This is a genomic window from Pseudomonas mucidolens, assembly GCF_900106045.1.
GTDB classification, from domain to species: domain Bacteria; phylum Pseudomonadota; class Gammaproteobacteria; order Pseudomonadales; family Pseudomonadaceae; genus Aquipseudomonas; species Aquipseudomonas mucidolens.
The window spans coordinates 4,150,651-4,163,573 of the sequence record NZ_LT629802.1 but is presented as its reverse complement, the minus strand read 5'-3'; the positions used below and the strand labels follow the sequence as shown (position 1 = coordinate 4,163,573).

12 protein-coding genes are annotated in these 12,923 nt (G+C 60.0%); 9 read left to right on the top strand and 3 right to left on the bottom strand.

All coding sequences use genetic code 11. The features are described 5' to 3' along the window. The first annotated feature begins 89 nt into the window (after nt 1-89). Nucleotides 90-1,019 (top strand): catechol 1,2-dioxygenase, encoded by a 930-nt coding sequence (catA, locus tag BLU75_RS19260; protein ID WP_084379013.1) that lies wholly within the window; start codon nt 90-92, stop codon nt 1,017-1,019. A 306-nt stretch (nt 1,020-1,325) separates the two neighbouring features. Here the strand turns inward: catA and BLU75_RS19255 are convergent, their stop codons facing one another. Further along, entirely contained in the window at nt 1,326-1,799 is a 474-nt protein-coding gene (locus tag BLU75_RS19255; protein WP_084379014.1) for an Lrp/AsnC family transcriptional regulator, read from the bottom strand. A 142-nt stretch (nt 1,800-1,941) separates the two neighbouring features. Here BLU75_RS19255 and kynU point away from each other — a divergent pair, with 142 nt between their 5' ends. Then, a complete protein-coding gene (kynU, locus tag BLU75_RS19250; RefSeq protein ID WP_090221531.1) occupies nt 1,942-3,192 on the top strand; it encodes a kynureninase in 1,251 nt (416 codons plus the stop codon). A gap of 121 nt (nt 3,193-3,313) precedes the next feature. Next, nucleotides 3,314-4,762: an amino acid permease gene (locus tag BLU75_RS19245; RefSeq protein ID WP_373863647.1), complete on the top strand. Its 1,449-nt coding sequence runs from the start codon at nt 3,314-3,316 to the stop codon at nt 4,760-4,762. Here BLU75_RS19245 and BLU75_RS19240 read toward each other — a convergent pair. Beyond that, entirely contained in the window at nt 4,708-5,604 is an 897-nt protein-coding gene (locus BLU75_RS19240; protein WP_084379016.1) for a LysR substrate-binding domain-containing protein, read from the bottom strand. The two genes, BLU75_RS19245 and BLU75_RS19240, sit on opposite strands and share 55 nt — an antisense overlap. 121 nt (nt 5,605-5,725) lie before the next feature. On the opposite strand from BLU75_RS19240, the gene BLU75_RS19235 reads away from it, so the two are divergent. From BLU75_RS19235 to BLU75_RS19220, 4 genes are all read left to right on the top strand, one after another. Then, nucleotides 5,726-6,490 carry a sulfite exporter TauE/SafE family protein gene (locus BLU75_RS19235; protein ID WP_084379017.1) on the top strand — a complete coding sequence of 255 codons (765 nt, stop codon included), beginning with the start codon at nt 5,726-5,728 and terminating at the stop codon, nt 6,488-6,490. 132 nt (nt 6,491-6,622) lie between these two features. Continuing rightward, nucleotides 6,623-7,213 (top strand): NADPH:quinone oxidoreductase MdaB, encoded by a 591-nt coding sequence (gene mdaB / locus BLU75_RS19230; protein WP_084379018.1) that lies wholly within the window; start codon nt 6,623-6,625, stop codon nt 7,211-7,213. Nucleotides 7,214-7,254: 41 nt separating this feature from the next. Beyond that, nucleotides 7,255-8,151 (top strand): LysR family transcriptional regulator, encoded by an 897-nt coding sequence (locus tag BLU75_RS19225; protein ID WP_084379019.1) that lies wholly within the window; start codon nt 7,255-7,257, stop codon nt 8,149-8,151. A gap of 82 nt (nt 8,152-8,233) precedes the next feature. Then, the gene (locus tag BLU75_RS19220; protein WP_084379020.1) at nt 8,234-9,679 is read left to right on the top strand and encodes a SulP family inorganic anion transporter; all 1,446 of its coding nucleotides are present in this window, start codon (nt 8,234-8,236) and stop codon (nt 9,677-9,679) included. A 388-nt stretch (nt 9,680-10,067) separates the two neighbouring features. On the opposite strand, the gene BLU75_RS19215 is transcribed toward BLU75_RS19220, so the two are convergent. Then, the gene (locus BLU75_RS19215) at nt 10,068-10,451 is read right to left on the bottom strand and encodes a lysozyme inhibitor LprI family protein (RefSeq protein ID WP_084379021.1); all 384 of its coding nucleotides are present in this window, start codon (nt 10,449-10,451) and stop codon (nt 10,068-10,070) included. A gap of 195 nt (nt 10,452-10,646) precedes the next feature. On the opposite strand from BLU75_RS19215, the gene BLU75_RS19210 reads away from it, so the two are divergent. Together BLU75_RS19210 and BLU75_RS19205 are read left to right on the top strand one after the other, a co-directional pair. Then, complete coding sequence (locus BLU75_RS19210) at nt 10,647-12,050, top strand: GntT/GntP/DsdX family permease (RefSeq protein WP_084379022.1); 1,404 nt, start codon at nt 10,647-10,649, stop codon at nt 12,048-12,050. Between the two features lie 12 nt (nt 12,051-12,062). Next, nucleotides 12,063-12,923 carry a MurR/RpiR family transcriptional regulator gene (locus BLU75_RS19205; protein WP_084379023.1) on the top strand — a complete coding sequence of 287 codons (861 nt, stop codon included), beginning with the start codon at nt 12,063-12,065 and terminating at the stop codon, nt 12,921-12,923.

Genomic DNA, 12,923 nt, shown 5'->3' with positions numbered 1-12,923 from the left:
ACGCCCTGTGCCGGCATCCCTCTTCGATCCGCGAGGATGATCGCTGAGTCTGTTTAGCCACCTGATAATTACAAGATGAGGAGTGCACCATGTCCATCCGACTGTCCCAGACTGCCCACGCCCAACAATTTCTCGAAGAAGTCAGCGGTAACTTCAACGATGCCGGCAACCCACGGGTGAAGGCGCTGATCTACCGAATCCTGCGGGATACGGTGAACATCATTGAAGACCTGGAAGTGACCCCGGAAGAGTTCTGGAAGGCGGTCAATTACCTTAATGAATTGGGCAAGAACCAGGAAGCCGGGCTGCTCGTCGCCGGCCTGGGCCTGGAGCATTACCTGGACCTGTTGATGGATGCGGCGGACGAGCAGGCCGGCAAATCCGGCAGCACCCCGCGCACCATCGAAGGGCCGCTGTATGTGGCGGGAGCGCCGCTGTCCAAGTACGAGGCGCGGCTGGATGACGGACTCGATCCGGGCGTGCCGCTGTTCATGCGCGGTCAGGTGCGGGACATCCAGGGCAATCCCGTGGCTGGAGCGATTGTCGATGTGTGGCAAGCCAACACCGGTGGCACCTATTCCTGGTTCGATGGCAGCCAATCGGAATTCAACCTGCGACGCCGGATCGAAACCGATGCCCAGGGCAATTACCGTTTTCGCAGCATCGTGCCGTCCGGCTACGGTTGCCCGCCGACTGGCCCGACGCAGCAGTTACTTGATCAATTGGGGCGCCATGGCCAGCGGCCGGCGCACATCCACTTCTTCATCTCGGCGCCGGGCCACCGGCACCTGACCACGCAGATCAACCTGTCGGGCGATCCGTACCTGCATGATGATTTTGCTTATGCGACGCGGGATGAACTGATTGCAGAGATTCGCTTCAGCGAGGATCAGATACTGGCGCGTGAGTTTGGCGTGGAAGGCCAGTTTGCGCAGATCGATTTTGACTTCGAACTGCAGTCGGCGGTGGTGGCGGCGGAGCAGAAGCGCATGCCGCGGGTGCGGGCGTTGGAGGATTGACGTGCGGTCCCCTCACCCCTCTGGGCATAGGTATCTACACAACTTTGCCTCAACGCTTAAATCCAGGCAGATAGGGCTGTTGTGGCGAGCGGGCTTGTCCCGCGTCGGGCTGCGAAGCAGTCCCAGTAAGCCGAATGCGGTGTATCAGAGACTCCGTAGCAGCTGTTTTTTGGGGCAGCTTCGCAGCCCTACGCGGGACAAGCCCGCTCGCCACAGGGACGTTCGTCAGTTTCTGAAAGTTGTGTAGATACCTATGACCTCCGGGAGAGGGTTAGGGTGAGGGGCGGTCTTCCCTGACCCCCCACCTCACTTGCGCACCACCAGGTCCAACACGTCATCCCGATCCTTGATCTTCTGCAACACAATCTCCGAGCGTATATCCATCACCCCCGCCGTACGGTTCAGGTGGTTCACGATAAAGTCCGAAAAGTGCTTGAGGTTGCGCGCCTGGACCCGCAATACATAGTTGCTGGCGCCGGTGATCACGTAGGCGCTGGCCACTTCCGGCCAACCCTGGACCTTCTTGATAAACGTCTCGTGCCAATCTTCCACGTCCTGGCGCAACGACAGGTGGACGATGGCTTCCAGTTCAATGCCCAACTGTTCGGCATTGAGCACGGCGCGATAGCCACTGATGACTCCCTCGCTCTCCAGCAGGCGCAAACGACGCAGGCAGGCGGACGGCGACAGGGCGACTTTCTCCGCCAATTCCTGGTTGCTGATACGCCCATCCTGTTGCAGGAAGTGCAGAAGACGCAGGTCGGTGGCGTCGAGCATCATGATTAGAATAAATCCACGTATTTTCAGGTTAAATTCGAATTTCCTACAGCTTAATTAGCCTGTTGCCGCGCACTTTGCACGAAAATTCTCCAAAAGTTCGTTCATTATTTGGTTCATTGTCACTACAAAAACAGGATTGATCATGACCACCCGAACCCATTGCCTGGCCCTCGATGAACAGGATCCCCTGGCCCCCTTGCGCGAGCAGTTCGCCCTGCCCGACGGGGTGATCTACCTCGATGGCAACTCCCTCGGTGCGCGTCCGGTGGCGGCGTTGGCGCGTGCGCAGGCGGTGATCGTCGAAGAGTGGGGCAATGGTTTGATCCGCAGTTGGAACAGTGCCGGCTGGGCCGACCTGGCACAGCGCCTGGGCAATCGCTTGGCGCCGCTGATCGGTGCGCGCGACGCTGAAGTGGTGATTACCGATACCACTTCCATCAACCTGTTCAAGGTACTGAGTGCCGCCGTGACCGTGCAGCGTCAACGCCAGCCGCAGCGTAAGATCATCGTCAGCGAGGCCAGCAACTTTCCGACCGACCTGTACATCGCCGAAGGCCTGGCCGAGTTGCTGCAGCAGGGTTATTCCCTGCGTCTGGTCAACAGTCCCGAGGAGCTGCCGCAAGCCATCGATGAGGACACGGCGGTGGTGATGATCACCCACGTCAACCACAAGACCGGCTACATGCATGACATGCAGGCGCTGACGGCCATGAGCCATGAATGTGGCGCGTTGACCATCTGGGACCTGGCGCATTCGGCCGGCGCGGTGCCGATCGATCTGCATCAGGCGGGGGCCGATTACGCTATCGGCTGCACCTACAAATACCTCAACGGCGGGCCGGGTTCCCAGGCGTTTGCCTGGGTCAACCCGGCGTTGGTGGAGTGTGCGCGCCAGCCGTTGTCGGGCTGGTTCGGGCATAGCCGGCAGTTCGCGATGGAACCTCACTATGCGCCGGGGCAGGGCATCACCCGCTACCTCTGCGGGACCCAGCCGATTACCTCGCTGGCGATGGTTGAATGTGGCCTGGATATTTTTGCCCAGACCGATATGGCCAGCCTGCGCACCAAGTCCCTGGCGCTGACCGACCTGTTTATCGAGCTGGTGCACAGCCGTTGCGCCGCCCATGACCTGACGCTGATTACCCCGCTCGACCATGCCAAGCGTGGCAGTCATGTGAGCTTTGAACATCCGCAAGGCTACGCCATCGTCCAGGCGCTGATTGCACGTGGCGTGATTGGCGATTATCGCGAGCCGAAGATCATGCGCTTTGGCTTTACCCCGCTATACACCCGCTTCACCGAGGTGTGGGATGCGGTAGAAATCCTTGGCGAAATCCTCGATGGCAAAACCTGGGACCAGCCGCAATTCAAAGTGCGCCACAGCGTTACGTAAAAACAACACGTCCCCTGTAGGCGCGAGCTTGCTCGCGAAAACCCCGAGAACGATGGGTTCATCCAGAGTGCCAGCGTCATCGTTCACGATCTTCGCGAGCAAGCTCGCTTCTACAGAAAATATGAGCTTCGTGTGCAATCACAATAATAAAGGGGCACGTCACGTGACCACGCCAGATAACGGCTTTGCAAAAATCACCAATCGCGAACTGGGCCTGCGGCGCCAGCTCACCTCCGGGCAGATGAGCATGATCGCCATCGGTGGCGCCATCGGCACCGGCCTGTTCATGGGCAGCGCCTACGCCATCGGTTATGCCGGCCCCAGCGTGCTGGTCAGCTATGCCATCGGTGCGCTGATTACCTTGCTGCTGATGGGCTGTTTGGCGGAGATGACGGTGGCGCATTCCACGTCCGGTTCTTTTGGTGCCTACGCCGAGTTCTATGTGAGCCCCTTGGCCGGTTTTCTGGTGCGGTATGCCTACTGGGCCGCGATTGTGCTGGCGGTGGGCGCCGAGGTCACGGCGGTGGCGATGTATATGAAGTACTGGTTCGCCAACGTTCCGGAATGGGTGTGGATCGTGTCGTTCTCCAGTGTGCTGATCGTGCTTAACGCCATCAGCGTCAAGACCTTCGGCACCTTTGAGTACTGGTTCTCTACGATCAAGATCAGCGCCATCGTCGGCTTCATCATCCTGGCGGTGTATGTGGTGTTCGGCTCGGGCAATCCAGAGTACGGGGTACAGAATTACACGGCCCATGGTGGCTTTTTCCCGAATGGCCTGAGCGGTATGTGGATTGCGGTGATCGTGTCGATCTTCAGCTACTTGAGCGTGGAAATGATCGCGGTGGCCGCCGGGGAGGCAGCCGACCCCGAGCAGGCGGTGAAAAAAGCCTTCCGCGCGACCATCGTGCGCCTGGTGGTGTTTTACCTGCTGACGTTGGCGCTGATGCTGGCCATCGTGCCGTGGACCCAGGCCGGTCAAACCCAGAGCCCGTTCGTCACGGTGATGCAGACCATTGGCATTCCCGGCGCGACCGGGGTGATGAACTTCGTGATCCTGATCGCCGCGCTGTCGGCGATGAACAGTCAACTGTACATCACCACCCGCATGATGTTCAGCCTGTCCCGCGCCGGTTTTGCGCCCAAATCCATGGGGGCGTTAAGCAAGAGCGGGATCCCGCTGAACGCCTTGTTGTTGTCCAGTTCAGGCATCGCCCTGGCCACACTGCTCAACGTGGTGTACCCGGAAAGCTCGTTCACGCTGATGATGGCGATCTCGATGTTTGGCGCGATTTTCACCTGGTTCATGATCTTCCTGACGCACTTTTTCTTCCGCCGCTACCGCAAGCGCCACGGCGGGCCGAAGCTGTCGTTCGAGCTGCGCTGGTTTCCCTGCAGCACACTGCTGGGGCTGGTGCTGATGGGCGCGGTGATGATCACCACCTATTTCACCGAGGCGCTCAAGATGACCCTGGTGTTCGGCGTACCGTTCCTGGTGATTCTTTCGGCGGTGTATTACGCGTTCTTCCGCAAGGGTGCGGACAAAGCCTCGAGCAACGCCTTGGCGTAACCCGGCAACTGCTCGAACGAACGGGCGCATAACAGCAAGCTGCGACAGGCCCATTCCTCGTTCAGGGGCTGGGCCTTGAAGCCTTGTAGATGAGACCAGCGCTGCAGTGCGGCTTGCGGCACAATGCCCAGGCCTGCTCCACGGGCGACCATGCGAATCAATCCATCAAAAGCGTCGGCGCGAATCCGCGTCTGCAAGCGAAAACCGGCGTGTAGCGCCTGCTCCTCCAGGTACACCGCCAGCGCACTGTCAGCAGCCAAGCCCACATGGTCGTATTGCAGGCTCTCGATGAAGCTCGCCGGCGTCGCGCTCAACGGATGCCCAAGCGGTACGATCAGCACCAGCGGATCATCGTGAAAGTGCCGAGTCTGCAAACCGTAGGTATCTACCGCATCGGAAATGATCCCCAGGTCTGCCACGCCTTGGCGCAAGGCGTGGGTAATGCGCAGGCTCGGCAACTCTTGCAGGTCTATATCGAGGTTGGGGTGTTGGCAGAGAAAATCAGCCAGGCGTTCCGGCAGGTATTCGCTGATGGCCGTGGTGTTACACAGCAAGCGTACCTGGCCTTTGACGCCCTTGGCGTATTCCGTCAGGTCTTGTTGCATGCGCTCGGCTTGTTGCAACAGCAGGCGCGCATGACGGGCCAGGGCCTTGCCGGCAGCGGTCGGGGTCACGCCACGGCGGCCACGCTGGAGAAACTCAATGCCCAATGAAGCTTCCATCGCGCGAATCCGCGCACTGGCGGCGGCCAGGGACAGATGGCTGCGTGCGGCCCCGGCGGTGATGTTGCCGGTGTCGAGAATGTGCAGATAGAGACGAAGGTCGATCAGGTCAACGTGCATGGCTTGAATTCTCGGGTGCCGGGGCTTGCTCGCGATAAGACCATTAGCCTCACGTAAAACAAGAGGCTGCCTCAGTATATGGCGAATTTCCAACCCTGCACCAAACCTGCAGAATCCCCCCATGAATACCTTCCTAGGGTTTTACCAGAACCTCGGTCCGACCCCGACTTTACTGGTCATTGGTACCTTTGTGCTGGCTGGCGCCGTCAAAGGTGTCATCGGTCTTGGCTTGCCCACTGTCGCCATGGGCCTGCTGGGGTTGGCTATGCTACCGCCGCAGGCTGCCGCCTTGCTGATTATTCCGTCGATGGTCACCAATCTGTGGCAACTGGCGTCCGGGGGCCATTTGAGGGTGTTGATCAGGCGCCTGTGGCCCATGCTCCTGTTGATTCTTTTCGGCACGGGCCTCGGTTCTGCATGGCTGGGTATGGAGGCTGGAGACGAGGTGGTGCGCGCATTGGGCGCCGCGTTGCTGGCATATGCCTTGAGCGGGCTGTTTTTGCCCCGGTTGCAGGTAAAACCTGCGGTCGAGCGCTGGCTGGGACCGATGTGCGGCCTGGTGACGGGGATCATCACCTCGGCCACCGGTGTGTTCGTGATTCCAGCCGTGCCCTATCTGCAAGCCTTGGGTTTGAATCGCGATCAACTGGTACAAGCCCTGGGCTTGTCGTTTAGCGTTTCTACCCTGGCCCTGGCGGCTGGCCTGTTCTGGCGCGGCAACCTGGGCAGTGGCGAAATCAATGCCTCATTCCTGGCGCTGATGCCGGCTCTACTCGGCATGTGGTTGGGGCAAAGCGTACGTCAGCGCATCAGCGCGACACTCTTCAAGCGCGTGTTCTTTATCGGGATGGCGGCGTTGGGCGGGCATTTGCTGATAAGCGGGTAAAGCTGATAAAGCAACAATTGCCATTTGATTCGTGCGTTTCAGTCAAATGTATTTTACCGAGACCAGGCTTATTCAGCGCCGATGTAATCGATAACCTGAGGCTATACATTCTTAACTTCAGGTTCGTTCCCCATGAAAAAAGTACTGTTGCTCAACGGTGGCAAGCAATTCGCCCACTCGGAGGGTCGCTACAACAACACCCTGCACGATGCTGCGCTGGCGCTGTTGGATCGTGGCGGCATCGATGTAAAAGTGACCCACATCGATCAGGGTTATGACGTGGCTGAAGAGGTGGCGAAGTTTCTTTGGGCCGACGTGATCATCTACCAAATGCCTGGCTGGTGGATGGGCGCGCCGTGGATCGTCAAGAAGTACATCGATGAAGTGTTTACCGAAGGCCACGGCAGCCTGTATGCGAGCGATGGCCGCACCCGTTCCGATGCGTCACAGAAATACGGCAGCGGTGGCCTGATCCAGGGCAAGCATTACATGCTGTCGCTGACCTGGAACGCCCCGCAGGCAGCATTCGACGATCCGAGCGATTTCTTCGAAGCCAAGGGCGTGGACGCGGTGTATTTCCCGTTCCACAAGGCCAATCAATTCCTGGGCATGCGTGGCTTGCCGACCTTCCTCAGCGTGGACGTGATGAAGCGCCCGGCCATCGAGGCCGATGTGGTTCGTTACGAGCAACATCTGGCTCAAGTGTTTAACCTGAGTCTGTAACGCGGCTAGTATCCCGGCAGCCGTATTAAAGAGGACTCACCTTGAAAGCCCGATCCGATGAGCTACAGATATTCGTCTGCGTCATTGAGTGCGGATCGATTTCCGCGGCCGCCGAACAGATCGGGCAAACCCCCTCGGCGGTCAGCCGCACGTTGTCGCGCCTGGAGGCCAAGCTCGACACCACGCTGATCAACCGCACCACGCGGCGCATGGACCTGACCGAAGAGGGCAAGTATTTCTTCGAGCGGGCCAAGGTGATCCTGGCGCAAATGGACGAGTTGGAGGAGCGCCTGTCTTCGCACCGGCAAACGCCTTCCGGGCGGCTGCGGATCAACGCGGCGTCACCGTTCATGCTGCATGCGGTCGTGCCATACATTGCCGAATTTCGGCGCTTGTACCCGCACATCCAGTTGGAGTTGAACAGCAACGACCTGATCATCGACCTGCTGGAGCAAAGCACTGACATCGCGATCCGTATCGGTACGCTGGCGGACTCGACCTTGCACGCCCGTGCCCTGGGCTGTAGCCCGTTGCATATCCTGGCCAGCCCTGCCTATCTGGAACAACACGGCACGCCGACCACGGTGGCCGAGTTGGCTGACCACATGCTCTTGGGCTTTACCCAGACCGAAACCCTCAACCATTGGCCGCTGCGTCATCCGGAGGGCGATCGTTGGCTGATCCAGCCAGGCCTTGCCGCTTCCAGCGGTGAAACCCTGCGCCAGTTGGCGCTGCAAGGGCAGGGAATAGCCTGCCTGTCGCATTTCATGACCAGCGAAGACATTCAGACCGGGCGCCTGCAGGTGGTCCTGGAGCCGTTCAACAGCGGCTATCGCCAGCCGATCAACGCCGTGTACTACCGTAACTCGCAGCTTGCCCTGCGCATTCAGTGCTTTTTGGACTTCATCCAGGACAAGTTGGCCCGTTACGCGTGCTGACGGCAGCGATCAGCAGCGCTGGCCCCGCTTCGCTCAATTCCGTACCATCCGCCCCTCATTTTCCGCGACGCCCCGGTAATCCATGAAACTCACTCGTCTGCGCACCGACGCCTTGGCCGGACTCACCACCTCTTTCGCTTTGCTGCCCGAATGCATCGCCTTCGCCCTGGTGGCCCACCTCAATCCGTTGATGGGGCTCTACGGCGCATTCATCATTTGCACCCTGACCGCATTGTTCGGCGGTCGGCCGGGCATGGTCTCCGGTGCAGCGGGATCGATGGCGGTGGTGATCGTCGCGCTGGTGGTGCAACACGGCGTGGAGTACTTGTTGGCCACGGTGTTGCTGGGCGGCTTGATCATGGTCGCCTTCGGCCTGCTGCGCCTGGGCAAGCTTGTACGCATGGTGCCGCACCCGGTGATGCTGGGTTTCGTCAATGGCCTGGCGATCATCATCGCCCTGGCCCAGCTTGAACACTTCAAGAGCGGCGAAACCTGGCTTAGCGGCACAGCGTTGTATGTGATGACCGGGCTGGTGATTGCGACCATGGCTATCGTCTATCTGCTGCCGCGCCTGACCCGGGCGGTGCCGCCGGCCTTGGTGGCGATCCTTGGCGTAGGGTTGGCGGTGTACCTGCTGGGCCTGCCCACGCGCACCTTGGGCGATATGGCGCATATCGCCGGCGGCCTGCCGAGCTTTGCCTTGCCGCAGATTCCGTGGACCCTGGAAACCCTCGGCATCATCGCGCCTTATGCGTTCTTGATGGCCATGGTCGGCTTGCTGGAAACCCTGCTGACCCTCAACCTCACCGACGAAATCACCGAGAGCCGTGGTTTCCCGGACCGCGAAAGCGTGGCGCTGGGTGCCGCCAACATGGTCTCCGGAGTGTTCGGCGGGATGGGCGGTTGCGCGATGATCGGGCAGACGGTGATCAACCTCAGTTCCGGTGGACGCGGACGATTCTCCGGGGTATTCGCCGGGGTCATGATCCTGTTGTTTATCCTGTTTCTGTCGCCGCTGATCGAGCGGATCCCGCTGGCTGCACTGGTCGGGGTGATGTTTGTGGTGTCCCAGCAGACCTTCGCCTGGGCCTCGCTGCGGGTGATCAATAAGGTACCGCTGAACGACGTGCTGGTGATCATCGCGGTGACCGTGATCACGGTCTTCACCGACCTGGCCACTGCGGTGCTCTGCGGGATTGTAATCGCGGCGCTCAATTTTGCCTGGCAACAGACCCGCGAGCTGTACGCCGACGAGCATCTGGAAGCCGACGGCAGCAAGCTCTATCGCCTGCACGGCACCTTGTTCTTTGCCTCGACCACGCCGTTTCTCAATCAGTTCGACCCGGCCAATGATCCGGAGCAGGTGACCCTGGATTGTCGGCACCTGAGTTTTGTCGACTACTCAGCCATTGCCGCGCTGATGACCCTGCGTGAGCGTTACACCAAGGCTGGCAAGCATCTGCGGGTGCTGCATTTGTCAGAGCGCTGCAAAAAACTGCTCAAGCGCGCACGGGTGGGTCATGACTAGCCACAACTCCTGCTCAACCGGGAGCATGGTTACCATTGTGGCGGGGGCTCGTCCTAATGCCGTTCAGTTAAAGCTATTTGTAGGAGCGAGCTTGCTCGCGAAGAACTCATAGGCGCCGCGTTTATTCAGGAAACACTCGTCATCGTTGACGTTTTTCGCGAGCAAGCTCGCTCCTACAAAAACCTTAACTGAACGGCATTGGGGCTTGTCCCCCGTTGCGCTGCGCAGCAGCGCTCAATGAACTCGACGCATTTCTTCTGAACTGTACTCGGTGGCAGGTTTTAGGGCTGCTGCGCAGCCCTACGGGGACAAGCTCCCTCGCCACAAGACAAGCCCCATTTACCACAAGGGTTGCATCAGGGCTGGCAGGCGCGCAGGCACATGTGAGTCAGGGGCGGACGAGGTTTTCCAGTTCCTCGGCACGGGTCTGGGTCATGTCCAGCATGCACCCGGAGCCGTTGACCTGATCGATGCTGCCGCCCGACGCGGAGCCGGCAAACGCACAATTGGCATCCCGGTACTTGATCCACAGGCGCTGCACGTCCTGCAGCTGCTGTTTGCGTGCACCCTCCTGAGCGGCCATGGCGGCTTTGTACGCGGTGTTCAGCCGCTTGTCCTGAACCTTGGTTTCACGGGTATTGCAGTCGACCATAGCGGCCGTGGTGTTGGCGTTGTCCATGCATTTTTGCAGCGCCGGACTGCTGTCGGCGGCTGACGCGGTGCCGCACAAGGCCAACAATAGCGCGCTGATGGCGAGGGTATGAGCTTTCATGGGCTGCTTATCCTGAGGGTGATTCGGTTGCAATGTATGACCTGGCGTCGGCATTCGAGTTTCCTGCGGCGGGCCAATCCTCATGTAAGAACGAACCCCTGATTTTCATCGTGTGCCTGCAGGCATATCCCTGCGCGACAGTACGTGCCTGTTGACGAAAATTACTTTCATAAAGTTTGAAAATGTTCCTCGGTAATGATTTATGAGTTTCACAACATATTCGACGTGACCCTTTCCGAGGAGTACCGCATGGCCGCATCACCGGGCTTTTGGTTATTGGCATACGCTGCCATCGCCATCATTGCATTGATCGTGCTGATCGCACGTTATCGGCTCAACCCGTTTATCGTCATCACCCTGGTGTCCATTGGCCTGGCGCTGCTGGCCGGGATGCCGGCGGATACGATCATGGGTTCCTACGAGGCCGGCGTCGGCAAGACCCTGGGGCATATCGCGCTGGTGGTGGCCCTGGGCACCATGCTTGGCAAGATGATGGCCGAGTCCGGTGGCGCCGAGCAGGTCGCACGTACGCTGATCGACCGCTTCGGTGAGCGCAACGCCCATTGGGCGATGGTGTGCATCGCATTCCTGGTGGGGCTGCCGTTGTTTTTCGAAGTCGGTTTTGTGCTGCTGGTACCGATTGCCTTTACCGTGGCCCGGCGTGTCGGGGTGTCGATTCTGATGGTTGGCCTGCCAATGGTCGCCGGCTTGTCGGTGGTGCATGCGTTGGTGCCGCCGCACCCGGCCGCGATGATGGCTGTGCTGGCCTATGACGCTTCGGTCGGGCAAACCGTGCTCTACGCGATCCTGATCGGTATTCCGACCGCGATCATTGCTGGCCCGGTGTACGCAAAGTTCATCGTGCCACGCATCCACCTGCCCGCCGAAAACCCGCTGGAACGCCAGTTCATCGACCGTGAGCCGCGCACCCGCTTGCCGAGTTTTGCCCTGACCATGGGCACCATCCTGTTGCCGGTGGTGTTGATGATGATCGGCGGTTGGGCCAACTTGATCTCCACACCCGGCACGGCCTTCAACCAGTTCCTGTTGTTTATCGGCAACTCGGTGATCGCCTTGCTGGTGGCGACGTTGGTGAGCTTCTGGACGCTGGGCCTGGCGCAAGGCTTCAATCGCGAGTCGATCCTCAAGTTCACCAACGAATGCCTGGCGCCGACCGCCAGCATTACCTTGCTGGTGGGCGCTGGAGGAGGGCTCAACCGGATTCTGGTGGATGCGGGCGTCACCCATGAAATTCTCGGCCTGGCCAACGCCTTCAACTTGTCGCCGCTGGTGATGGGCTGGCTGTTTGCGGCATTGATGCGTATCGCCACGGGGTCCGCGACGGTGGCCATGACCACCGCTTCAGGCGTAGTCGCGCCAGTTGCCCTGGGCCTGGGTTATCCACACCCGGAACTGCTGGTGCTGGCGACCGGTGCTGGCTCGGTAATTTTTTCCCACGTCAATGACGGCGGCTTCTGGCTGATCAAGGAATACTTCAATATGACGGTGATCCAGACCTTCAAGACCTGGACCGTGCTGGAGACCTTGATTTCCCTGGTCGCGTTCGGTCTGACTTATGCTCTGTCCTGTCTGCTGTAACCCGGAGACCGCATGGATATCCTCTACCAGATCCGCGCCCGTCAGGATTCGTTCAGCGCCGGCGAAGGGCGTATCGCCAGGCTGATGCTCGAGGATGTCGGCTTCGCCGCGTCCGCCAGCCTGGAAGCGTTGTCGCAGCGGGCCGAAGTCAGTACCGCCACCCTGTCGCGCTTTGCCCGCAGTGTCGGCTGCCGTGACTTGCGCGACCTGCGACTGCAATTGGCCCAGGCCAGTGGCGTGGGCAGTCGCTTTCTGGACCCGGCGGGTTTGCCTGAGCAGTCGGCGTTTCATCGGCAAATCCTCGGTGATATCGAATTGACCTTGCGCCAGCATCTGTCGGGCTTCCAGCAGAGCAGCTTTGTCGACGCCGTGCGACTGCTGGGCAAGGCGCAGATGATTCATGCATTCGGCATGGGCGGGCCATCGAGCCTGTGCAGCGAGGAGTTGCAGGTCCGTCTGGTGCGTCTGGGATATCCGATTGCCGCTTGCCACGATCCGGTGATGATGCGCGTAACGGCCGCCACCCTGGGACCGGAACATGTGTTGATGGTGTGCTCCCTGACGGGCCTCACACCTGAGCTGCTGGGGGTGGTGGAACTGGCCAGCAACTACGGCGCGCGGATTATCGCCATCACCCTCGCCGATTCGCCGCTGGCGCACTTGGCGGATGTGGTGCTGGCGCTGCAACCGGCCGAAACCAGTTTTATCTACAAGCCCACCGCGGCGCGTTACGGCATGTTGCTGGCGATCGACGTACTCGCCACCGAACTGGCGCTGGTCAAGCCGGACGACAACCAGGAACGCCTGCGTCGGATCAAGCTGGCCCTGGACGATTATCGCGGCGGCGCCGATTGCCTGCCGCTGGGAGACTGA